This is a genomic window from Homoserinimonas sedimenticola, assembly GCF_026094475.1.
GTDB classification, from domain to species: Bacteria; Actinomycetota; Actinomycetes; order Actinomycetales; family Microbacteriaceae; genus Homoserinimonas; species Homoserinimonas sedimenticola.
Genome location: NZ_JAPELL010000001.1, coordinates 1,406,899 through 1,430,015 on the forward strand (window position 1 = coordinate 1,406,899; position 23,117 = coordinate 1,430,015).

Consider the following 23,117-nt stretch of genomic DNA (forward strand, 5'->3'; position numbering starts at 1 on the left):
AGCCCCTCCCAGCGAGCGATGCAACGCTGAATTCATGGCAGAACCGGTATTCACAATCGGCCATTCGACACGACCCCTCGACGAGTTCGCTCGCCTTGCCCTGGCCCGTGGGGTGGACCGCATCGTCGACATCCGCACCGTGCCCAAGTCTCGACGCAACCCTCAGTATTGGGAGGACTCCCTGCGCGAGGAACTCCCCCGCCTCGCCCTCCGCTACAGCCGCATCGCAGGCCTGGGCGGCCTGCGCAAGACCCGTGCTGACTCCCCCAACACGGCGTGGCGAAACCTCTCCTTCCGCGGCTACGCCGACTACATGCAGACCCCCGAGTTCGAGGCCGCACTGCAGGAGTTGATCGACCTCGCCGCGGACGAAACCGTCTGCATCATGTGCGCGGAGGCCGTGCCCTGGCGGTGCCACCGCTCCCTCGTGGGCGACGCACTACTCGTGCGCGGCATCCGCGTCATCGACATCATGTCGGCAACCTCCGATCGCCCGGAGTCGCTTACCTCCTTTGCCGTCGCGGAGGGGACGAGGATCACCTACCCAGCGGAGTCCGCTCCAAGCAGCCAAAACCCAGCGTGAGGGTTGACAGTGGAGGGATGACCAGGGCAACGGCAGCAGACACCACCAGGAACGTCATCGTTTCGGCGAGCGCCGTGCTCGCCGTGCTCGGCGGCTACTTCGGTTCAGGCGCGGCTGGCGGCACTCCCGTCGACCAGGCCGCGGGCGGGGCGCTGCAGGCGGATGCCACCCCCATCGCCCCCGGCGGACCGGCCTTCTCGATCTGGAGCGTCATCTACCTCGGGCTCGTCGCCTACGCCGTGTGGCAGTTCCTTCCCACACAGCGCTCCGCGCGGCGCCACCGTCGAATCGGGTACCTGCTCGCGGCCTCCATGCTCCTCAATGCGGCGTGGATCCTCAGCGTCCAGGCCGGAAGCCTCGTGCTCAGCATCATCGTGATCCTCGCCCTGCTCGCGGTGCTCGCGATCGCCTTCCTCATCGCCGTCGACACGAAGCCCACGACCATGCTCGACGCCGTCATCACCGACGGCACGACGGGGCTCTATCTCGGGTGGGTCAGCGTCGCGACGATCGCCAACATCGCTGCAGCGCTCACTGCGGCCGGCTTCGACGGCGGAGCCATCCCGGCCGACACGTGGGGCTCGGCCCTCGCGATCACCGCGGGAATCGTCGGCTGCGGGCTCGCCCTGCGCGGCCGAGGCAGGATTGCGCCCACGCTCTCACTCTGCTGGGGTCTTGCCTGGGTCGCTGTCGCGCGCCTCACGGGCGACCTGCTGAGCATGCCGACGGCCGTGGCCGCGATCGTCGCAGTGATCGCAGTGCTCGCCGTCACTCTCGCCGCCAGGCTCACGACCGACGCACGCATCGCCACAACGTAACAACCACTCATTCAGCAGTACCACCGAAGAGACGAGGACACCATGCCCACCATCGATCTGACCGCCGCCGACTTCGAGAAGACCGTCACGAGCCCGGGCATCACCCTCGTCGATTTCTGGGCGGAGTGGTGTGGGCCCTGCAAGCAGTTCGCGCCCGTTTTCGAGAGCGCGAGCGAGACGCACACGGATGTCACCTTCGCCAAGGTCGACACGGAAGCGGAGCAGGCGCTCGCAGGCGCCGCGAACATCACCTCCATCCCCACGCTTATGGCGTTCCGTGACGGCGTGCTCGTCTTCTCGCAGCCCGGGGCGCTGCCGGCTCCCGCGCTTGAGCAGGTGATCACGGCCGTGAAGGGCCTCGACATGGAGCACGTCTGGGCGCAGGTGCGCGCGCAGCAGGAGGCACAGGGCGAGGCCTGAGCCGCAGGGCCTGACCGCAGTGCCCGAGCGCTCGGCAGAGCGCGGCGTCCGGCCACTCAAACCGACCGGATGAGGCCCGCCGGCTCACTCTTGACCTCGATTCCCCCTCATTTCACCCCCGAACGGGGGGGTAACAGGGGTTGAACAACGCGAATACTGTGAAGAAATCCAAACGCCGCCCCCTTCCGGGGGGCACGCGAACAGGGGTCACGGTTCCCGCCGTGGTCCCCTGATGAGCGTTGTCCGCGTCCTTCCCGGACGCGGCGGCACATCGCAGGACCCCCACCTGCACGCCACGAGTCCGACGTCGGACCGGCCATCCGGTCAGCACCATGACGTCGGACTTCAGTCGTTGTTCCCGCAGCGACGGCCCCCCGGCCGCCCCTGACCCGAATTCGGTTCGCGTCCCACAGCGATCCCGATGCCCGCCCTTCTCTGGCAGCGTCTGGCCCCGTGTTGCACCCCAAGCATACGGTTCAGTCGTTCTGCATCCTTGACCCGCTTCGCCCTGTTGCCGAGTCGGCAAAGCCCGCACTCCACGGATGCCGCCACCTGTGAAAGACGACCGCAGGAGGACCCGATGACCCATTCCGGATTGACACTCGATTCGCCCGCACGTCCGCTCCCAGCCCGCCGCCCGGCGCGCGCACTTCACCTGGTGGAACCAAGCGCTTCCCCCGCCGCCGACACCGCCCGCCCCCTCGCCCGCAGCTTTCGCCACCGCCTACTCGCGACCGACATCCTGATCGTCGCCGTTGCCGTCACCGCCCCCTTCGCCGCCGTCACCGCCGCTGCGGCACCGCGACCGACCGATGCGCTGGCGCTCGGGATGATCGCGGCCGGCATCGCAACACTGTGGCTGACCCTGCTCGCGGCATTCGGCACACGCGACAGCAGGGTCCTCGGCGTCGGCGTCGTCGAATACAAGCGCGTCATCAGCGCCAGCACGATGCTCATGGGTCTCCTGGCGATCGCCTTCGTCGTTGCCCAGTCCGGACCGATCCACCCCGCTTTCGTCGTCGCCTTTCCCGCCGGCCTCAGCGCTCTCGTCCTTAGCCGTTGGGGGTGGCGCCGTTGGCTCGTCGCACAGGGCCGCGAGGGCCATTCCCTGTCGCGCGTCGTCGTGGTGGGCGCCCGCAGCGATGTTGCCTACGTGACCCGGCAGATCGAACGTGCGTCACGGGCCGCCTATACGGTCGTCGGGGCCGTCATCGACGGTCCTCCCGCGGCGCAGGCGGATGCCGCGGCCGCAAGCCTGAAGGAGCTTCCCCAGCGCCACAACCTCGACGCTGTCGCCGCGACCGCGGCAGAACTCGGGGCCGACTCGGTCGTCGTCGCCGGCTCCCCCTCGGACCGCCCCGACTTCATCCGCGAACTCTCCTGGCAGCTCGAGGGAACGGCGACCGAGCTGGTGCTGGCGACGAGTCTCGCGGATGTCGCGGGGCCGCGCATCCACCTTCGCCCCATCGAGGGCCTTCCCCTCATCCACGTCGAGATTCCACAGTTCGAGGGCGGACGCCACATCGTCAAACGCGCGTTCGACGTGGTCGTCTCGGCGACCGCCCTCGTGCTGCTTGCACCGCTGCTGGCCCTCATCGCCCTCGCCGTGCGTCTCGACAGCCCTGGGCCCGCCCTCTTCGCACAGGAGCGGGTGGGGCGCGACGGGCGGCGCTTCACGATGTGGAAGTTCCGAACCATGACCCCCAACGCGAGCGAGGACCTCGCGGGGCTCCTCGATCACAACGAGACCGACGGCGTGCTCTTCAAGATGCGGAACGACCCGAGGGTCACCCGCATCGGTCGACTCCTGCGCCGTCACTCGCTCGACGAGCTGCCCCAGCTCTGGAACATCCTGATCGGCGACATGAGTGTCGTCGGCCCGCGACCGCCCCTGCCCCGCGAGGTGGAGAGCTACGAGAAACACGTCCATCGACGGCTCTACATCAGGCCCGGGCTGACAGGAATGTGGCAGATCAACGGGCGCAGCGACCTCAGCTGGGAAGAGAGCGTGCGGCTCGACCTCTACTACGTCGAGAACTGGTCGCTCGTGGGCGACATCGTGATCATGTGGCGCACACTCCGTCAAGTCAGCAACCCGGTGGGAGCCTACTGATGAACGCGCCCTATATCCCACCCGCTCGCCTCAACATCGCGATGCTCGGTACGCGCGGGGTTCCCGCCGCCTATGGCGGCTTCGAGACCGCCGTCGAGGAGATCGGCGCCCGGCTCGTGGCGGCGGGCCATGAGGTCACCGTCTACTGCCGCAACGCCGACAGCACCATCAAGCAGCACAGGGGCATGTCCCTCGTGCACCTTCCCGCCGTCCGCATGAAGGTCGGGGAGACGCTCAGCCACACGGCCCTCTCCGTCGCCCATCTCGCCCGCGGCACTCACCCCGACATCGCCTTCGTCTTCAACGCCGCGAACGCCCCCTTCGTGCCGTGGCTACGGTCGCTCGGCATCCCCACGGCCGTGCACGTCGACGGTCTCGAGTGGAAGCGTGCCAAGTGGCAGGGCATGGGCAGGCGCTACTACCGCCTCGTCGAGAAACTCGCCGTGCAGTGGGCAGACGCCCTCATCGCGGATGCTCAGGGCATTGCCGACTACTACGACCGCACATTCGGCGCCCCCACGGAGCTCCTGACTTACGGCACCCGAGTGCTCGAAGACCTGCCGAGTGACCGCATCGAAGGTCTCGGCCTCAGCTCGAAGCACTACCACCTCGTGGTGGCGCGCTTCGAGCCCGAGAACCACGTCGACGTCATCGTCGACGCGTATCACCGAAGTAATGCCCGGCGCCCCCTCGTGGTCGTCGGGAGCGCCCCCTACTCCGCCGCGTACACGCAGCGGATCAGGGCCGTCGCCGACTCGGATTCCCGCATCCGACTGCTTGGTGGCGTCTACGACCAGGTACAGCTGGACCAGCTGTACGCACACGCCCTCACCTATGTCCACGGACATTCGGTCGGGGGTACCAACCCGTCGCTGCTGCGCGCCATGGGAGGTGGGACTTCCGTGCTTGCGTACGACATCGAATTCAATCGGGAGGTGCTGGGAGACGAGGCCGGATTCTTCAACTCGGCCCTCGCCCTGTCGCACCAATTCGATGCCGTCGAAAGCGAACCCGAGCGCCATCTGGCTCTCGGGCGGCGCCTGCAGCGGCGGGCCCAAAACCTTTACGACTGGGACGCGGTGAGCCGTGGCTATGAGGACCTGGGCCTGCGCCTTGCCTCCGGCTACACCATCCGTGCCGCCAGCCCGCTCCGCACCCCTCGTCCCGCCCACTCGATTCCGAGGTTGCCATGATCGCTCTGCCCCGCTCATCCGCCGCTCGCTCCGGCCTCGCCGCTGCGCTCGCGCTCATCCTCACGGCGGGCCTGCTCGCCTTCGCCGAACCAGCCGCGGCGGACTCTGCGCCGGCGGACCCGGCAACTCCCTCGACCGTCACGGCGGATGCCCTTCCCACCGCGCAGATCAACGGCGTCGCGTGGTCGCAGGTCATCGTGGGCAACACCGTCTATGTAGGCGGCAACTTCACGAGCGCGAGGCCTGCCGGGTCACCTCCCGGCACGAATGAGGTCACCCGCACCCACCTCCTCGCCTACAACCTGACGACCGGCGCGCTCATCGGCAGCTTCAACCCCGTGCTCAACGGGCAGGTGCTGGCTCTCGCCGCGTCACCCGACGGCTCCCGCATCTACGCCGTCGGCGACTTCACGCAGGTCGACGGCGTCGGGCTTTCCCGCGCCGCGGCCTTCGACACCGCGAGCGGCTCGCTCATCATGTCGTGGCGCCCGATTCTGCAGAGCCAGGGCCGGGCCGTGTTCGCGACGGCGAACACCGTGTACCTGGGCGGCAACTTCACGGCGATCGATGGTGTGCCGCGCAACCGCGTGGGGGCCGTCAGTGCAGCAGACGCCACTGTGCTGCCCTTTGACCCGAACGCGGACAGCGCCGTCAACGCGCTCGCGCTCACAAGTGACGGCTCGAAGGTCGTCGTGGGCGGCAAGTTCAATGCGCTGGGTGGCTCTGCCATCCGCGGCCTCGGCGCCGTCGATGCGACCACTGGCGCCGTCGTTCCCTGGGCCATCAACAACACGATCTACGCTTCAGGCGACGACGCCGCCGTCGTGAGCCTCTACGCGGACGACGACGCCGTGTATGGCACCGCGTGGGCCTGGGGCCGCGACGACGGCAACCTTGAGGGAAGCTTCTCCGCGGACCCGTCGACGGGCGAGATCATCTGGCTCAACGACTGTCACGGCGACACCTACTCGATCTACCCGACGGGCGATGTGGTCTACTCGGTCGGCCACGCCCACTACTGCGGCAACATCGGTGGTTTCCCCGAGACCAACCCGCGTTCGTACTACCGTGCCCTCGCGACGACCAAGGCCGCGACCGGCACCATCACGCGTGACCCGCACGGCTACTACAACTTCGAGGGGCAGCCGCGCCCCACGCTGCTGCACTGGTTCCCGACCCTCAACGCCGGCAGCTTCACGGGCCAGAACCAGGGGCCCTGGCACATCACGGGTAACGGCCAGTACATCGTGCAGGCCGGCGAGTTCACGACTGTCAACGGCACCGCCCAGCAGGGTCTCGTGCGCTTCGCACCTGCGGATGTCGCTCCCAACGAGGTCGGCCCGCAGTCGAACGTGGGCCTCACGCCCACCGTCGTCTCGTTCCAGTCCGGCGAGGTGCGGGTCTCGTGGCTCGCAACCCACGACCGTGACAACGAGAACATCACCTACCAGGTGACGCGTGACGGAGAAGTCGTCCACGAGGTGGTGCAGGCGTCGAACGAATGGACGCGGCCCACTCTCTCCTTCACCGACACCGGCCTCACCCCTGGCTCGCGTCACCTATACCGTGTCCACTCCTACGACCCCTTCGGCAACTGGGCGAGCCGGCAGGCGATCTGGGTGGATGTCTCGGATGGCAGCGGCGGGAATGACTACTACGACGCCGTGCTTGAGGATGCGCCCAGCTCGTACTGGCCCCTCGACGAGGAGAGCGGCTCGGCCGCCTACGACCACGCCGGCGTGAGCGACCTCACGCTGGGCACGGGGGTCGAGCGGGGTGCCGATGGCATCATCGAGGAGAGCACCGCGGCCGACCTGAGCGGAACATCCACGGGATTCGCCTCCACGCAGTCGACCGTCCCTGGCCCTTCGACCTTCACGGTCGAGGCGTGGGTCAGGACGACGACGAGCCGCGGCGGCAAGATCGTCGGCTTCGGCAACTCCTCGACCGGCAATTCCTCCAGCTACGACCGCCACGTATATATGGACGACTCGGGCCGGATCTGGTTCGGCGTCTACCCCGGAGCGGTGCGCACGCTCAACAGCGCCGACTCCTACAACGACGGTGAGTGGCACCACATCACGGCGTCGCTCGGCGCGGACGGCATGCGACTGCACATCGACGGGATGCTCGTCGCCTCGCGTGACGACGTCTCGTCGGGGCAGGCGTACAACGGCGTGTGGCGTCTCGGCGGAGACAACCTCTCGGGATGGCCGTCACGACCCTCGAGTGACTACCTTGACGGCGCGATCGACGAGGTCGCGGTCTACCCCGCGGTGCTGAGTCGCCAGGAGGTCGTGGACCACTTCGTCGCGGCGGGCAACACGTCGCCCTTGCCGCCGGCACCCGCCGACGACTACGGCCGAGCGGTCTACGACGACGACCCCATCCTCTATTGGCGTCTCGCCGATGACACCGCGACGGTCGCGGCCGACTCCGGCATGCAGGGCACGCCCGGAACCTATTCGGGAACCGCGACGACCGGGGTGCCTGGTGTGCTCACGGAGGGCGATGACGAGGCAGTCGGCTTCACGGGCGACACAGTCATTGGCAGCGACAAGGCCTTCGCCAACCCGCGCATCTACTCGCTGGAGGCGTGGTTCTCGACCACGACGACGGCCGGTGGAAAGATCATCGGCTTCGGCGATCAGCGCAACGCCCTCTCGGGCAACTACGACCGGCACCTCTACATGCAGGATGACGGCAGGCTCGTCTTCGGCACCTGGACGGGCTCGGCGAACACGATCACCACGACGGATGCCTACAACGACGGCGACTGGCACTACGCGGTCGCGACGCAGTCGAGCGAGGGCATGCGCCTCTACATCGATGGGGACCTCGTGGGGACGGATCCGCAGACGAGCGCCCAGGACTACACGGGCCACTGGCGTATCGGCGGTGACACGACGTGGGGCTCGACGAGCGCGTACTTCACGGGCGTCATCGACGAGGCCGCGGTCTACGGCACTGCTCTCAGTGCCGAGACGGTCGCGGAGCGCTTCGCTCTCGGCACGACCGGCGCACCGCCGAACACGCCTCCCGTCGCCGCCTTCACGGCAAGCGCGAGCAATCTCGACGTGAGCGTGGATGCTTCGGGCTCGAGTGACCCCGACGGCACGGTCGCCTCCTACTCCTGGGACTTCGGCGACGGTGGCACGGCAACGGGTGTGACCGCCTCCCACAGTTACGGCACGGCGGGCACCTACACGGTGACGCTGACGGTGACGGACGACGGCGGCGCTACGCACAGCACGAGCCAGTCGGTTGAGGCGACGCAAGCGCCAGAGCCGCCGGACGGCACAGCATCCGACTCCTTCACCCGCACCTCCGATTCCGGATGGGGCACCGCTGACCGCGGCGGCGAGTGGAGCACAGTGGGTGCCGCATCTCGTTACACCGTGACGGGCAGCGCCGGTCAGATGACGGTCGCTGCGGGACAGACGCTGCGCGCGTCGCTCGAGGATGCGATCACCGATGACACGGATCTGCGGGTTCGCTTCTCGACCGACAAGGCGATGACGGGCGGTGGCGAGTACCTCTCGATCATCGGTCGCCAGGTCGATTCGCTCGACTACCGGGCGAGGATCCGACTGCTCGCGGACGGCGGCATGCAGCTGCAGCTGCAGGAGGACGGCACGACGCTGCAGGCGGTCACCCTGCCTGACCTCAGCCACAGCGCAAACGCCTCGTTCAACGTGCGACTCCAGGTGACGGGAACATCGCCGACGACGATCCAGGCGAAGGTGTGGGCCGAGGGCGCGGCGGAGCCGGCGACGTGGCAGGCGAGCGTCACGAGCTCCACGGCCGCCCTGCAGACGTCGGGCTCGATCGCGCTCCAGAGCTTCATCTCGAGCTCGGCGACGAATGCTCCCATCACGACCCGCTTCGACGACCTGCTGGTGGCGCCGACCACGGCGGCACCGCCGCCCGGGAACATCGCGCCCATGGCCGCGTTCAACGCCGCCGCGGACGAGCTGACGCTGAGCGTCGACGGCTCCGCGTCGAGTGACGCCGACGGCTCGATCGCCTCCTGGGCGTGGGACTTCGGTGATGGCCAGACCGCGAGCGGAGCGACCGCGTCGCACACCTATGCGGCAGGCGGCGTCTACACCGTGACCCTCACGGTGACCGACGAGGACGGTGCCACGGCGAGCGACGCCCAGTCGGTCACCGTGACGGCTCCCGCCGACCCCGACTCCGAGATCGCAGCCGACGCCTTCGAGCGCGATGTCGCTGGCGGCTGGGGCGACGCGGAGCTCGGTGGCACCTGGACGGTGCTCGGTTCCGCTGGCGAGTACTCGGTGAGCGACGGCACGGGAGTCATGTCGACACCCGCGGGAAGCACGCGCCGTGCATCCCTCGTCGGATCCACCGCGCTCGATGTCGACGCTCACGTCGCCCTCGTGCTCGACACTCCGCCGACGGGCGGTGGCGCCTACTTCTCGCTGCTCACCCGGCAGTCCGACGCGGGTGACTATCGCGCCCGCGTCCGCGTGCTCGAGACGGGTCAGGTGCTCCTCCAGCTCGCGGAGGGCGGCACAGTGCTCCAGTCGATGACGCTGCCCGACATGACGTATGCCGTGGGCGAGCGCATCCACCTGCGCCTGCAGGTGCAGGGCACCTCCCCGACGACGCTGCGCGCCTCCGCCTGGAAGGAGGGCAGCCCCGAGCCGACGGAGTGGCAGTTGACCGCAACGAGCGAGACGGCTGCACTTCAGACGGCAGGTGCCCTCGCTCTCGAGACCTACATGTCGGGCTCCACCACGAATGGTCCCTCGGTCACGCGCTTCGACGACCTCACGGCGGGGCCCATCCCGTGACGGCCGTGACGAAGTCGAGCAGGTCGAGGCGTCGCATGGGCGGCGTGCTCGTCGCCCATCCGAGCGCTGAGCTCTATGGCTCCGACCGGATGCTCCTTGAGAGCGTCCGCGGGCTTGTCGAGGCCGGCGAAGAGGTCATCGTGGCGCTGCCCACCTCCGGGCCCCTCGTCGAGCTGCTGCGGGGGGCCGGTGCCGACGTGACGATCTGCCCTGCTCCCGTCCTTCGCAAGAGCGCCCTCACGCCAAAGGGCTTCCTAAAGCTCGTCGCGGAGTCCCTCACGGGCCTGCGCGATAGCTGGCGTGTGATCAGCCGGGTGCGGCCGAGCCGCGTGTACGTGAGCACTCTCACGATTCCGCTCTGGATCCTCGTCGCGCGGCTGCGTCGGGTGCCCGTGCTGTGCCACGTGCACGAGGGTGAGTCATCCGCCTCTCCCGTCCTGCGCGGCGCCCTCGCGCTGCCTCTCCTGCTGGCCCAGCGCGTGGTGAGCAACAGTGCCTTCAGCGCCTCTGTGCTCGGGGCGTCGTTTCGCTCGCTCGAGCGGCGCGCGGTCATCGTCTACAACGGGGTCGCCGGGCCTCCCGAGGCGCGTCCAGCCAGGGAGAGCCTCGACGGCCCGCTCCGCGTCGTATACGTCGGTCGGCTCTCACCTCGCAAGGGAGTGGATGTCGCGCTCGACGCGGTTTCGATCCTCCTCTCCCGCGGGGTGCCTGCCCGCCTCGACATCGTCGGCACCGTCTTCGACGGCTACGAGTGGTATGAGCGGTCCCTGCGGGAGCGGGTCGCCGGCCTCGACCTTGAGGGCGCCGTGACGTTCCACGGCTTCGTGCCCTCCGTGTGGGAGCACATTGCAGAAGGCGACGTCGTCGTCGTCCCGTCGCGCGCCGATGAGCCCTTCGGCAACACTGCGGTCGAAGCGCTCCTCTGCGGTCGTCCCGTCATCGCGAGCGCCACGAGCGGTCTCCTGGAGGCCACGGCCGGCTACCGCGCCGCCCTCACGGTCCCCGCCGAGTCCCCCTCCTCTCTCGCCGACGCGCTCAGCGATGTGGGCGAGCGCTGGACCTACATGCGCACGGCGGCGTGGCGGGACATCGAGCTCGCCGAGGCCCGCCACTCGACGGGCACCTACCGCCGCGAGATCAGCGCGGCGGTCGCCACCCTGCCCGCCCGACGCTGGGAGCAGGCGACGGCGCAGACCCGCCGGGTCGCCGTCCCCACGACACCGGAAAGGAGCAGGGCATGACCGTGACGGACACCCATCGGATCGTGATCGCCGTCCTCACCTACCAGAGGCCGGACGACCTCGCGGAGCTGCTGCCCGAACTCCTGACCCAGGCCGAGGAATCCGACGAGAATGTGCGCATCCTCGTCGTCGACAACGATCCGGCGGGCAGCGCAGCATCCGTCTGCGCCCCCTTCGCAGAGCAGGGCGTCTCCTACGTACTGGAAACGACGCCAGGCATCTCGGCGGCGCGCAACCGCGCGCTCGAGGAGGCAGGCGACGACAACCTGCTGGTCTACATCGACGACGACGAGCGACCCGCGCCACAGTGGCTGCACCACCTCGTGGCGCTCTACCGCGCTGAGACGCCGGCCGGCGTCGTCGGGCCCGTCGTCTCCCGCTTCGCCCACGAACCCGACGAGTTCATCACGGCGGGTCGCTTCTTCGAACGCCGCCGTCTTCCCACCGGCACGCCCGTCGACGTCGCGGCCACCAACAACCTTCTCCTCGACCTGCGCCAGACGCAGGGACTGCGGTTCGACGCCGACTTCGGCATCTCGGGTGGATCCGACACCCTCTTCACCCGGCAGCTCTCGCAGTCCGGTCGCCGCCTGCTCTGGTGCGATGAGGCCCTTGTCTACGACATTGTGCCGCCGTCGCGCCTCACCCGCGGATGGGTGCTGAACCGCGCCTACCGCAGCGGCAACTCGTGGAGCCGCACGAGCATCCGTCTCGCCCGCACTCCCGTCGACCGTGTGACCACCCGCCTTCACCTCACGGTGCAGGGCGTCGCGCGCCTGGCCTCAGGCGCCGTGCTCCGGGTAGCGGGCGCACCGACACGGCTCCGTCACCTCGAGGCTCGCGGCCTCCGTCGCCTCAGCCGCGGCGGTGGCATGCTCGCGGGCGCGTGGGGGCACGTCTACTCGGAATACCGGCGCTCATGACGGACCAGCGCAACCGCGCGCCGAAAGGCCACCACGTGGGCGGCGGCCCCCTGGGGCCAATCGCGGCGCGCCAGATCAGGAGTTCCCTGGGGGATGCCCGCGGCGAGAGCATCCTGCAGACGCTCGCTCGTGAGATCCCCGCTGTAGCGGCGCACCCAGGCATGCCCGACCTCGTCGGCGAGCGCCGTGGTGACCTCGTTCTCGGGGGCGAGAACGGGCCTGCCCAAGGAGAGCGCGAGCAGCATGGCGCCGGAGTTGTGCATCTCGCTGTAGGGGAGCGCAACGAGCTCGGCCTCCCCCATCTCGCGCACGAGACTCTCGTCGCTCGCGTAACCGAAGGCGAATTCGACACGCTCGTCTCCCACGGCAACGGCCGCGAGCTCGTCAGCGAGCTCGGCCGGGCGAGGCTTGCCGACGATGTGCAGGCTCGCCGTGGCATCCGGCATGCCGGCGAAGGCGCGCACGAGTCCCGTCACGTTCTTGTAGCGGCGAATGAGTCCGAAGAAGAGCACGCGCCCGGGCACTGCCTCGGGGCGGGTGAAGCCCGCATACCAGTCCGAGTAGTGCCCGTGCGGAATGACGACGCGGGGCGCACTGCCGGGCACGGGAGTCGCGTCGTTGAGCGTGACCCAGAGGGTCGTGACGCGGTCAAGCACGCGCAGCACCGCGGTGACGAGCAACCCCCGATCATCGTGGGGGGCGATGTTGTGAGCCGTGCGCACGAGGGCGCGGCGCGTCAGGCGAAGGCGGACGACCAGCAGCAGGCAGAGGAGTGTGCGGGCGAAGGTGCGCAGGCGACTGTCGCGCACCACGAGCAGTTCGGGCCAGTGCACATGCAGCACGTCCCAGCGCCCGGCGAGGGCAGTGCGCCAGGAGAAGAGCTTGACCTCAGCCTCCGACTCGAGCGAGCGGATGAGCTGCACGATGTAGGGGTTCGTCGTCTCTCGCAGCTGCCCGATCGACTCCAGCACGACGAGCCTGCGCTCGTGTTCGCCCGTTCCTGCCACGGCACGCCTCCCTGTCATTTCGGCCATCGCATCCGCCGTCGTCGCCGTGCGTGTGAGGTCGCCCCACCCTACCCCGCCGCGTCCGCCTCACGGCGGCGCGGGGCTACCCGAGAGGGGAACGGATGCTGAGCCTCCTCGATCCCGTACTGACACTCGCCCTGCTGGCCACGGTGGGGGTGACTGCTTTCCTCGCGGCGCGACGCCACCCGTTCCTCGGTTTCGTGACCTGGATCGCCGTCGTCTGTCTCGTGCCCTACTGGTTCAACCTGACGCTGGGCTTCGACTGGTCGATCTCGGCGCTTCTCGCCGTGCTACTGGTGGCGGCGCTCCTGCCCGTGCGGCAGGCCCGCCTCGGACTCGCGGACGCCGTCATGGCCGTCATCATCGCCTGCTACCTCACGGCGTCCCTGCTGGGTGACGCGTCGCTCGGGAGCGGCGTCGTGCTGCTTGGGCACTGGGGGCTCGGGTATCTGCTGGGAAGGATCCTTCCCGAGCGGGTCGACATGGATCGCGTCACTCTCGTCATCGCTTTCGCGTTCTCCGGGGTGGCCGCGCTCGGCATCATCGAGTTCCTGACGGGAGTCAATCCCTTCGTCGGACTCGCAGCGCCGGGAGCCCTCTACGAGACGTGGGGCCCCCTGCAGGAGCGCGGCGGGGTCACGCGAGTGGAGGGGGCCTTCGGTCATTCGATCGCCTTCGGCTGCAGTCTCGCGCTCGCCGTGCCCTTTGTGCTCGCCGCCCGCCTGCGGAGCTGGCTGCGCACCCTCATGCTCGTGCTTATCCTCACGGCGACGGTGCTGACGCTGAGCCGCACGGCGATGGTCTGCGTCGCGCTCGCCCTCGTGCTCACGCTCGCCTTCTCGCGCGGCATCGTCAGCGGCCGATTCGCCGCCCTCTTTGCGGCCCTCGGCGCACTCGTCGCGGCAGTGCTCTTTCCCTTCCTCGTGTCGGTCTTCGAGTCGGCCGCAGAGGAGGCCGAAGGCAGCGCAGGCTATCGCGGGGATCTTCTGGGCCTCGTCGACGAGCTCGAACTGCTCGGCCAGTCCTCGGCCTTCCAACGCGCCCCCGACGGCACGACGCGCTTCGGCGAGTTCGACTCGATCGACAGCGCCCTCATCCTCCTGGGGCTCAACCACGGCCTCCTGCCACTCGCTCTCGTCTGCGCCCTGCTTGTCGCGGCGACCGTGCTCGTCGCCATCCGACGGGCGACCCCGGCGACGATCGCGCTCGTCGCCCAGATACCGGCCTTCGCAACGGTCGCCCTCATCACCCAGTACGCGATCCTCGTCTGGTTCATCGCCGGACTCGCGGTCGCGTCACAACTCGCCACCCGGCCGAAGGGGCGCGACCCAGCGCTACTGCCCGGGCAGGCACACGTCGGCGCTGCACCGCCGACAGTGCCACCCGTCTCCGTCCCTCGCGAGCCGGTCCCACCCCGTTCGCACCGGCTTCCCGCCGGAATCTCGCAGAAAGGCACCTCCCGATGACATCAACACAACTCACTGGCGCACACATCAGACGACACTGGTGGGTCGTTCTCGGCGCAATCGCCCTCGGAATCGCGGCGGCCCTCGCCGTCACCGCTGCGGCCACTCCGCTCTACACGGCCCAGGCGCGTCTCATCTTCAGCCTCAACTACAGTGGCTCGGCGACCGACGCCAACCAGGGGGCGAACTTCACGGTCACCCAGATCCCCACCTTCGCGGAACTCGCGACCTCTGAGCGGATCCTGGAGCCGGTCATCCGCGAGCTCTCCCTCGAGGAGACGCCCGCGCAGCTCGCGGAGCGCCTCGACATCACGACTCCGGCCGACACCTCGGTGCTCGAGGTCGAGGCGTCGAGCGAGACGGCGGCGGATGCTGCGGCTCTCGCCAACGCCGTGGCAGCGGAGGTGCGCGAGTACGTGAGCCGCTCGGCTCCCGTGGACGAGGAGCTGGGGCCCCTCTACACCGTGACGATGATCAGCGAGGCCACCGCGCCCGCGGCCGCGTCTTTCCCGAACCGTGCCGTCAACCTCGCAGTGGGCGGACTCATCGGGCTTCTCCTGGGCGTCATGCTCGCGGCGTGGCGTGAGTCCGCCGATACGCGTGTGCGTTCCATCACAGACCTTCGGGCGCTCACGGGCATCCCCGTCATCGGTTCGGTCCTTCGCGGTCACGGACAGCCGTCGGAGGATGCGATGGTGAAGCTGGCCGTGCGGCTGCGGCACGCGCTGCGCTCGGATGTGGCCGAGACGGATGCTGCGGAGCGCGGCGCCGCGCTGCTGCTGACGTCGGCGACCACCGGGGGCGGCACGACCACGATCGCGAACGGCACTGCTCAGGCACTCCTCGACCTGGGGACTCCCGCCACGGTGGTGACGGCCACGACAGCATCCTCGTTGAGCTCCCCCGCGGCCTCCACAGCCGCGACCACTGAGGGGACGCAGGAGACGGACGCCACGACTGCGGCCGCCGCGGCATCGCGCGAGGATTCGCCCGCGAGCAGCAGCGCACTTTCTCGCGAGATGTTGGCGGCGCGGGAAGGCCACGAGATCGTGCTCGTCGACGCGCCGGCACTCAACGATGGCGCGACCGCGATGCGACTCTCGGCGCTCGACGGCCCGCGCGCGATCGTCGATGCGACGGTCCTCGTCGTCGACGCCCGCACTGCCCACCGCCGCGACGTGCTCAGCGCTCTCGACGATCTCACCTCGAGCGGCGCCCGAGTGCTCGGCATCGTGCTCAATCGCGCCCACGCCGACGAGGCTACGGCGCTGCAGCGCGAGCGCGTGCGCCGGAGCGACTCGATCGACGGTGCCGCGCGTGAGCAGGGGCCCCGGCGCGAGGGCGTTCGGCGCTACTTCGTGAAGACGAACGGCGGGGAGGTGGGCGTGTGATACACCCACACCGTGAGACTGTCCCGCTGCTCGGCGGGCACCGCGAAGACATAGCTGCCGCTGCGTGACTCGCCTGGCGCGAGCATGCCGCTGAACTCGACGACGGAAGGATCGTAGAAGATGGGCGAACCCGGAGTGGACTCCGGTCCATACGCGAGGTTGATCGTGACCGAGCCGAGGGACTGCTCCGTCTCGGCGGTGTTGCTCAGTGTCACGTCGACGCGCACGGCGTCGCCGCCGATCTCGCCGACGCCGCCGCCCTGGGCGGTGAAGGGCGTGACAGCAGTCACGACCGCTGTGACGCCGTCAGGAGAGGTCGCCTCTTCGCCGATCGGCACGGGAGTCTGCGTCTCGGGCCCCTCCTCGTCGGGAGCTGCCGAGGCCGATGGTGATGCCGAGGGTTCTGCAGACTCGCTGGGCGTCGGAGAGATGCTCGAGGCATCCGGTCCGTCCTCGCCCGAGTCCGAGGGCTGCGCGTTCGCGAGCACGATCGCCGTCACGACGGCGGCGGCTACCACAAGCACGCCGCCCACCATGATGACCCAGCTCCACACGTTTCGACTCATGAGCACCTCACTCCTTCACGGCCGCGGCGCGGGGTGCGCCGAGCGTCGTCATCTCACGGAACCACTTGACGGATGCCGCGAGCAGGAACAGCGTCGTCGCGGCAACGATCACGGTGTAGACCGTGGCGAAGAGCGGGACGAAGCCGAGCAGCAGGAACGACAGGCACAGCACGCCGTAGTCCATGGGCAGCACGAGCACGGCGCGAATCCACGACGGGCGTCCCGGTTCGTCGCTCGCGAGGGAGGCCGACCCGCGCTGGCGTCGCAGCTGTTCGGTCAGGATCATGCCGAAGAAGAGCACGGCGGAGACAGCCGTCGAGACGAGGGGCACGAGCAGCCAGACCCGATCGACCACGTCGAAGCGGTAGAAGCCGATCGCGAGCGCCAGGGGCATGGCGGAGACCTTGAGGGAGTCGACCATGTGGTCGAGCCACTCACCGGCGGGGCTGCTCGTGCCGCGAAGCCGGGCGAGCTGACCGTCGGCCGAGTCGAAGGCGTAGCCCACGAGCAGAAGCACCGCCACAGCGATGCCGGAGAGGATGCTGGGCGGCACGAGGGCGAGCAGCGCGACGGCCGCGAAGGTGAAGACGGCGCTGATGCCCGTCACACCGTTGGGCGTGAGCCCCGCCTGGTAGGCGCCGGCGGCGATGTATCGGCCGAGTCGGCGGTTCACGTAGCGGGAGTAGGCGGGCGCGCTCCGCGCCGCCGGCTTCTGGGCGGAACGCAGGCGGGCGAGCGTCTGCGAGTAGGTCTCTCGGGTGGTCATGGCGGCGTAGCTCCCTCCGGGGGATGCGGTTCGCCGTCGCCGTGGCGCTCCGCTCGGGACGTTGTCACAGTGTGCTGCATCGCCAAGAGCCGCACAAGATTCAGAGCGGCAGCGGCAGTCGCCGCAGGGAGGCGATGACGGATGCGTGCACTCATCCTATGGGCGGATGACCGCTCCCCCAACCTTGGGGTCCGGGCCCTCGGTGCGGGCACTGCTGCCCTCGTGCGCCGAATCTGGCCCGATGCGGAGATCACCTTCCAGAACTTCGGCCACCGCATTCCGGAACTGCCGATCGGCACCCTCCGCTCCCTCGCACGTGAACACGTGACGGGTGAGAAGGGAATGCGGCGCTGGCTTGCGGGCTTCGACCTCGTGATCGACACGCGCTCGGGCGACAGCTTCTCCGACAGCTACGGGCTGCGGCGCATGGCCATCATGTCGGCGGTTGCGGAGAGCGCTGGCCTCGCGGGCACCCCCCTCGCCCTCGGACCACAGACGATCGGCCCCTTCACCTCACAGCGGGGGCGCTGGCTGGGCCGACGCTCCCTCGGGCGCGCCGACGCCGTCATCGCCCGCGACTCGGCGAGCGCCGAGTATGCCTCCCGGCACGGTCGCCCCGTCGACGCCCGCAGCAGCGACGTCGTCTTCGCCCTGCCCACCAAGCCCCGCACGGGGGAGCGTGACGTCGTCCTCAACGTCTCGGGACTGCTGTGGAACCCCAACCCGCACGTCGACTCGGAGCGCTACCGCGAGACGATCCGCGGGCTCCACAGCCGACTCGTCGGGGCGGGGCGCGAGGTGAGTCTGCTCGCGCACGTGCTCGACTCGCCGGCACCCGACAACGATGTTCCCGTCATTCGTGAGCTCGCGGCAGAGCTGGGGGCGGAGGCGCTCGTGCCACAGTCGCTCGACGACGCGCGTGAGCTCGTGGCATCCGCCGATCTTGTGATCGCCTCGCGCATGCACGCGTGCCTCAATGCGCTCTCGCAGGGCACTCCCGCGATCCCACTCGCCTACTCGCGCAAGTTCTCACCGCTGCTGCGCGACCTCGACTGGTACGCCACGGTCGACCTGCGCACCGACCCGGAACCCGTCGAGACGGTCATGGGGATGATCGCGCGCCACGACCTCGCGCACGACGCGACCGAGGTCTCCGAGCGCGCCAGGGCTGGCTTCGCCGACGCGGAACGCGTGCTCGAGGGAGTGGTCTGATGGGCCGGTCCAGAACCCTGGATGCCGCGATCGACGAGGTCGTGCGCACCGGCAACTGCTCGGGCTGCGGGGCATGTGCCCTCCTCGACGGCGGTGTGAGCATGGAACTCTCGGCAGATGGCTACGCCCGTCCACGGCGCACCTCGGGCACGCCGACGAGCGACGCCGTGCCGCTCTTCGACACCGCATGCCCAGGCCGGCGCGTCACCGCGGCCCGGCCCGCCGGCGCCACTCGCCACCCCACCATGGGACCCGTCTCGGCGGCGTGGGCGGCGAGCGCGGCCGACCCCGAGATCCGTCACCGCGGCAGCAGCGGGGGCGCCATCACGGCGCTCACGACCTGGCTGCTCGAGCGGGGCGAAGCCGCGGTCGTCGTGGGGGCGCGTGCGGATGCTCAGGAGCCGCGCCGCACGGTGAGCCTCACCCTGCAGACCCGAGAGGAGGCTCTCGCCTCGGCGGGCTCCCGCTACGCCCCCACCTCGAGTGCCTCCCTTGCCGCGGGCCGCGACCCGAAGGCAGCGGTGGTGGGCAAGCCGTGCGAGGTCTCTGCCCTCCGTGCGCTCGCCCGCGATGAGGCGGATGCCCCCCTGCTCATCTCCTTCTTCTGCGCGGGCACGCCCAGCCAGACGGCGACCGACAGCCTCGTCGAGCAGCTGGGGATGCCGCGGCAGGCACCCCTGCGCGACCTCTGGTACCGCGGCCGCGGGTGGCCCGGGCGTTTCACGGCGGTCGGCACGGGGGGCGAGGAGGTCAGCGCCAGCTACGACGAGTCGTGGGGCGCGCACCTCGGGCCGACGACGCAGTGGCGGTGCAAGGTGTGCCCCGACGGGGTCGGCGAGCACTCCGACATCACGGCGGCCGACTTCTGGCGCAGTGACGAGCGGGGTTATCCGGTCTTCGCGGAGGAGGACGGCGTCTCGGCCCTCATCGCGCGCACCCGGCGCGGGGCCGACGTGATCGCCCGCGCGATCGCGTCCGGCGTGCTGCGTGCCGAGCCGCTCGACGTCGACGAGCTCGCCCGCGTGCAGCCGCTGCAGGTGAAGCGCCGCACGACCCTTCTCGCGCGGCTCCTCGGGGCGCGCGCGGCGGGCCGACCCGTGCCGCGCTACCGCGGCTTCGGCCTCTTTCGCTTTGCGCTCGCACACCCTCGCGAGACCCTGCGCACGGCGCGCGGCACCCTCCGTCGGGTGCGCCGCGAGCGAGGCCGAGAGCAGCCGATGCCAAGTGAGGCCGTATCGCGATGACCGACCCGACCTCCTCCAGCGGCGTGTCCGCCCCGCCTCGCAGGTCAAGCCTGGGCACGCGGGCGGCGCGCGGCGCGGGCGTCACGCTCGGCGGGCAGCTCCTCCGCATCCTCATCCAGATCGCCTCGGTCGCGGTGCTCGCGCGGCTGCTCGCCCCCTCCGACTACGGGCTCGTCGCGATGGTCGCGGCGATCATCGGGGTCGGCACGATCCTGCGCGACTTCGGGCTCTCCTCCGCCGCGATCCAGTCTCGCGACCTCACGGCGCGGCAACGCGACATCCTGTGGTGGATCAACACGGGGATCGGGCTCGCCCTCGCCGTCGCCGTCTACCTGGCAGCCCCGCTCGTCGCGCTTCTCTACGGCGAGAGCGAGCTCGAACCGATCGCCCGCGCTCTCGCCGTGACCTTCCTCCTCAACGGCATGGCCACCCAGTACCGCGCCGACCTGGTGCGACGGATGCGCTTCCTTCCGCTCGCGGTCGTCGAGGTCGTCGTGCCCGCCACGGCCCTCCTCGCGGCGGTCGTCGCTGCCGCACTCGGTTGGGGGTACTGGGCGCTCGTGACCCAGCAGCTCGTGCAGGCGACCGTCTTTCTCGTGCTCCTCGCGGTGGTCGCGCGCTGGCTGCCGCGCCTTCCCCGCCGAGGCACCCCCATGCGCGGGCTCCTCCGCTTCGGCTGGAACCTCGTGGCGACGCAGCTCGTCAACTATGCGGGCAACAACCTCGACAGCGTCATCATCGGTGTGCGATTCGGCGCCGTCGACCTCGGCATCTACAACCGCGGCTACCAGCTGCTCATGGTGCCGCTCATACAGCTTCGCACCCCCTCGACAACGGTCGCGCTCCCCGTGCTCAGCCGTCTCCAGGACGATGAGGCCCGCTTCGGCGCCTTCCTCCTCCGCGGGCAGCTCGCCCTCTCCTGGACCCTCATCGCCGGGCTCAGCATCGTCGTGGGTGCCGCCGAGCCCCTCACGCTCCTCTTCCTCGGCGAGCCGTGGCTCGCGGCCGCCCCCATCCTCGCGCTGCTCGCGATCGCGGGCATCCTGCAGACCCTCGCCTACGTCGGCTACTGGGTGTACCTCTCGCGGGGACTGACGGGCGAGCTCTTCCGCTACACGATGGTGAGCACGGGCATCCGCATCGCCTGCATCGTCGTGGGGTCGCAGTGGGGCATCGTGGGCGTCGCAGCAGGCTTCGCCCTCGCCCCCGCGCTCGCCTGGCCCCTCTCCCTGTGGTGGCTGTCGCGCTGCACGAACATCCCGACGCGGGCGCTCTTCGGTGGCGCCAGCCGCGGGCTCGCGCTCGCGACCGTCTCCGCAGCGGCCGCCTGGGGAGCCGTGCTCGCCGCCGCGCCTCTCGGCCTCGCGCTGCAACTCCTTGCAGCCCTGCTCGCGGGCGCCGCCGTGCACGGGCTCGCGGCGCTCGTGTTCCCGCGCATCCGGCGCGACCTGCTCGACGTCGTCGCCGTCGTGCGGATGCTCCCCCGCCGGAAGGAGATCTCATGAGCGCGGAACCCATCGCCGTCATCGTCGTCAACTACGGCTCCCACAATCTGCTCGAGCGCAATCTGCCTACCGATGACCTCGCCCGGGAGGGGATCGGCGTCGTCGTCGTCGACAACCACTCCTCGCACCTCGAACGCGATGCGCTCGGCTGGATGTGCGCCGAACGCGGCTGGCATCTCGTGACCCAGGACAACCTGGGCTTCGGCGGCGGCGTCAATCGCGGCATCGCGGAGGCGAGGATGCTCGGCTACCGCCGATACGTCATGCTCAACCCAGATGCGGTGGCGGATGCCGCGGCGATCGCCGCCCTCGCGGACCACGTCTCCACAGCCACCGACTCCCTCGTCGCCCCCACGATCCTCGACTCCTCGGGCGAGGTCTGGTTCGCGGGCGGCACGGTCCTGGTCGAGCGCGGGGTCACCGTCACACGGGGAGCCGACAGCGCCGCCCCGAACGGATGGCTGACGGGCGCGTGTCTCGCGGTCCACGACTCGCTCTGGCAGCGTTTGAGAGGCTTCGACGACCGCTACTTCCTCTATTGGGAGGACATCGACCTTTCGTGGCGCTGCGTCGAGGCGGGTGGGCGGCTCGTCGTCCGCGACGACATCCGCGTCCACCACGATGCCGGGGGAACGCAGGGTGGCGGCCGCGCCAAATCCGCCACCTACTACCGCTACAACTGCCGCAACCGGCTCCTCTTCGCGGCCCGTCATCTGGAGCGGCGCGACGCCATCCGCTGGGTACTCCTCTCCCCCGCCTATGCCTGGCGCGTTCTGCTGCGCGGCGGTCGGCGTCAGTTCCTGCGGCAGCCGTGGCGCCCCCTGTGGGCTGCTCTCGCCGGCACCGCCGGCGGCGTGTGGATGCTCGCGAGTGAGCGGATGCCCGGCCTGCGCCGTCGTGCCGCCGCCGCGCGGGAGAGAGTGAGGCATCCGTGATCCTCATGATCGACACGCAACGGCCGCTGCTGCGCTGGCTGACCCTCGCCGGGCTCACGGCGCTGCTCGCCGCCGTGCTCGTGGCCCTCGCGCCGCGCCCGGACGTGGGCGGCGATCGCCAGGATGCCTCGGCTCCCGTCGAGGCGCCGACAAGGCATCTGATGGTGCACGAGGGCGACCTCATCATCAAGCAGGCGGGAACGATCGTCGACTCTCTCGACATCCGCGGGTTCGTGCGCGTCGAGGCGCCCAACGTCACGATCAGCAACAGCATCATCCGCGGCCGCGCGACGATGGAGGACGCGATCCTCCTCTGGGCCGGCAGCGGCAAATCTGCGGGACTCGAAGTCATCGACACCGAGATCGCCCCGACGCACCACTCGCCGCGCACCCACGGCGTCTACGGCTACGACTTCACGCTCACGGGCGTCGACATCCACCATGTCATCGACGCCGTGCACATCTTCGGCGACAACGTCACGATCACGGACTCCAGGCTGCACGACCACCTGCACTACATCAACGACCCCACCCGCGGCGGCCGACCCAGCCACGACGATGGCATCCAGATCCAGCAGGGACGCAACATCCGCATCACCGACAACGAGCTCAGCGACGCCTACAACGCGGCCATCCAGATCACCCAGGATCGCGGGGCCGTCTCCTCCGTCACCATCTCGGGAAACCGCCTCTCGGGCGGCGGGTGCACCGTCAATGTCGCAGAGAAGGACCACGGCCCCGTGCGTGGCCTCACCATCAGCGACAACGCCTTCGGCACCTCCCGATTCGATTGCGACATCCTCCTTCCCCCGACCACCAACGCCGAGACCGCGGGCAACCGCTCGCTCGGCTCCGACACAGTGAGGGTTGAACGACGTGCCCAGTGAATTCCA

General features: G+C 69.7%; 18 protein-coding genes. 15 read left to right on the forward strand and 3 right to left on the reverse strand.

Annotated features, from left to right (window positions below; all coding sequences use genetic code 11):
• Positions 1–34 precede the first annotated feature (34 nt).
• The 8 genes from OH146_RS06595 to OH146_RS06630 all read left to right on the forward strand — a co-directional run bounded on the left by OH146_RS06595 (position 35) and on the right by OH146_RS06630 (position 12,111).
• On the forward strand, positions 35–583 hold the full coding sequence (locus tag OH146_RS06595) for a DUF488 domain-containing protein (RefSeq protein WP_265158689.1): 549 nt from the start codon (positions 35–37) through the stop codon (positions 581–583).
• Positions 584–600: 17 nt separating this feature from the next.
• Entirely contained in the window at positions 601–1,401 is an 801-nt protein-coding gene (locus tag OH146_RS06600) for a TspO-related membrane protein (RefSeq protein ID WP_265158691.1), read from the forward strand.
• 42 nt (positions 1,402–1,443) lie between these two features.
• Entirely contained in the window at positions 1,444–1,821 is a 378-nt protein-coding gene (trxA, locus tag OH146_RS06605) for a thioredoxin (protein WP_265158694.1), read from the forward strand.
• A 580-nt stretch (positions 1,822–2,401) separates the two neighbouring features.
• The gene (locus OH146_RS06610) at positions 2,402–3,934 is read left to right on the forward strand and encodes a sugar transferase (RefSeq protein ID WP_265158696.1); all 1,533 of its coding nucleotides are present in this window, start codon (positions 2,402–2,404) and stop codon (positions 3,932–3,934) included.
• Entirely contained in the window at positions 3,934–5,127 is a 1,194-nt protein-coding gene (locus OH146_RS06615; protein ID WP_265158698.1) for a DUF1972 domain-containing protein, read from the forward strand. Before OH146_RS06610 ends, OH146_RS06615 begins: the two co-directional genes overlap by 1 nt.
• Entirely contained in the window at positions 5,124–9,947 is a 4,824-nt protein-coding gene (locus OH146_RS06620; protein ID WP_265158700.1) for a LamG-like jellyroll fold domain-containing protein, read from the forward strand. Before OH146_RS06615 ends, OH146_RS06620 begins: the two co-directional genes overlap by 4 nt.
• 5 nt (positions 9,948–9,952) lie before the next feature.
• Positions 9,953–11,188: a glycosyltransferase family 4 protein gene (locus tag OH146_RS06625; RefSeq protein WP_265158702.1), complete on the forward strand. Its 1,236-nt coding sequence runs from the start codon at positions 9,953–9,955 to the stop codon at positions 11,186–11,188.
• A complete protein-coding gene (locus OH146_RS06630; protein ID WP_265158704.1) occupies positions 11,185–12,111 on the forward strand; it encodes a glycosyltransferase family 2 protein in 927 nt (308 codons plus the stop codon). Before OH146_RS06625 ends, OH146_RS06630 begins: the two co-directional genes overlap by 4 nt.
• Here the strand turns inward: OH146_RS06630 and OH146_RS06635 are convergent.
• Complete coding sequence (locus tag OH146_RS06635) at positions 12,087–13,118, reverse strand: glycosyltransferase (protein WP_265158706.1); 1,032 nt, start codon at positions 13,116–13,118, stop codon at positions 12,087–12,089. The genes OH146_RS06630 and OH146_RS06635 overlap by 25 nt on opposite strands.
• A gap of 122 nt (positions 13,119–13,240) precedes the next feature.
• On the opposite strand from OH146_RS06635, the gene OH146_RS06640 reads away from it, so the two are divergent.
• Both OH146_RS06640 and OH146_RS06645 read left to right on the forward strand, forming a co-directional pair.
• Positions 13,241–14,605, forward strand: a complete 1,365-nt coding sequence (locus tag OH146_RS06640; protein WP_265158708.1) for a hypothetical protein — start codon at positions 13,241–13,243, stop codon at positions 14,603–14,605.
• Entirely contained in the window at positions 14,602–15,996 is a 1,395-nt protein-coding gene (locus tag OH146_RS06645) for a Wzz/FepE/Etk N-terminal domain-containing protein (protein ID WP_265158710.1), read from the forward strand. The genes OH146_RS06640 and OH146_RS06645 overlap by 4 nt, the downstream gene beginning before the upstream one ends.
• On the opposite strand, the gene OH146_RS06650 is transcribed toward OH146_RS06645, so the two are convergent.
• A complete protein-coding gene (locus OH146_RS06650) occupies positions 15,957–16,562 on the reverse strand; it encodes a hypothetical protein (RefSeq protein WP_265158712.1) in 606 nt (201 codons plus the stop codon). The genes OH146_RS06645 and OH146_RS06650 overlap by 40 nt on opposite strands.
• 7 nt (positions 16,563–16,569) lie before the next feature.
• On the reverse strand, positions 16,570–17,328 hold the full coding sequence (locus tag OH146_RS06655) for a CDP-alcohol phosphatidyltransferase family protein (RefSeq protein WP_265158714.1): 759 nt from the start codon (positions 17,326–17,328) through the stop codon (positions 16,570–16,572).
• 141 nt (positions 17,329–17,469) lie between these two features.
• Here OH146_RS06655 and OH146_RS06660 point away from each other — a divergent pair, with 141 nt between their 5' ends.
• From OH146_RS06660 to OH146_RS06680, 5 genes are read left to right on the forward strand one after another with little or no spacing between them, the layout of a single operon-like run.
• Entirely contained in the window at positions 17,470–18,540 is a 1,071-nt protein-coding gene (locus OH146_RS06660; RefSeq protein ID WP_265158715.1) for a polysaccharide pyruvyl transferase family protein, read from the forward strand.
• Positions 18,540–19,784, forward strand: a complete 1,245-nt coding sequence (locus OH146_RS06665) for a Coenzyme F420 hydrogenase/dehydrogenase, beta subunit C-terminal domain (RefSeq protein WP_265158717.1) — start codon at positions 18,540–18,542, stop codon at positions 19,782–19,784. The genes OH146_RS06660 and OH146_RS06665 overlap by 1 nt, the downstream gene beginning before the upstream one ends.
• On the forward strand, positions 19,781–21,289 hold the full coding sequence (locus OH146_RS06670; RefSeq protein ID WP_265158719.1) for a lipopolysaccharide biosynthesis protein: 1,509 nt from the start codon (positions 19,781–19,783) through the stop codon (positions 21,287–21,289). The genes OH146_RS06665 and OH146_RS06670 overlap by 4 nt, the downstream gene beginning before the upstream one ends.
• Positions 21,286–22,224 carry a glycosyltransferase family 2 protein gene (locus tag OH146_RS06675; RefSeq protein ID WP_265158721.1) on the forward strand — a complete coding sequence of 313 codons (939 nt, stop codon included), beginning with the start codon at positions 21,286–21,288 and terminating at the stop codon, positions 22,222–22,224. Before OH146_RS06670 ends, OH146_RS06675 begins: the two co-directional genes overlap by 4 nt.
• Before the next feature lie 5 nt (positions 22,225–22,229).
• On the forward strand, positions 22,230–23,111 hold the full coding sequence (locus OH146_RS06680) for a right-handed parallel beta-helix repeat-containing protein (RefSeq protein ID WP_265160690.1): 882 nt from the start codon (positions 22,230–22,232) through the stop codon (positions 23,109–23,111).
• Positions 23,112–23,117 lie beyond the last annotated feature (6 nt).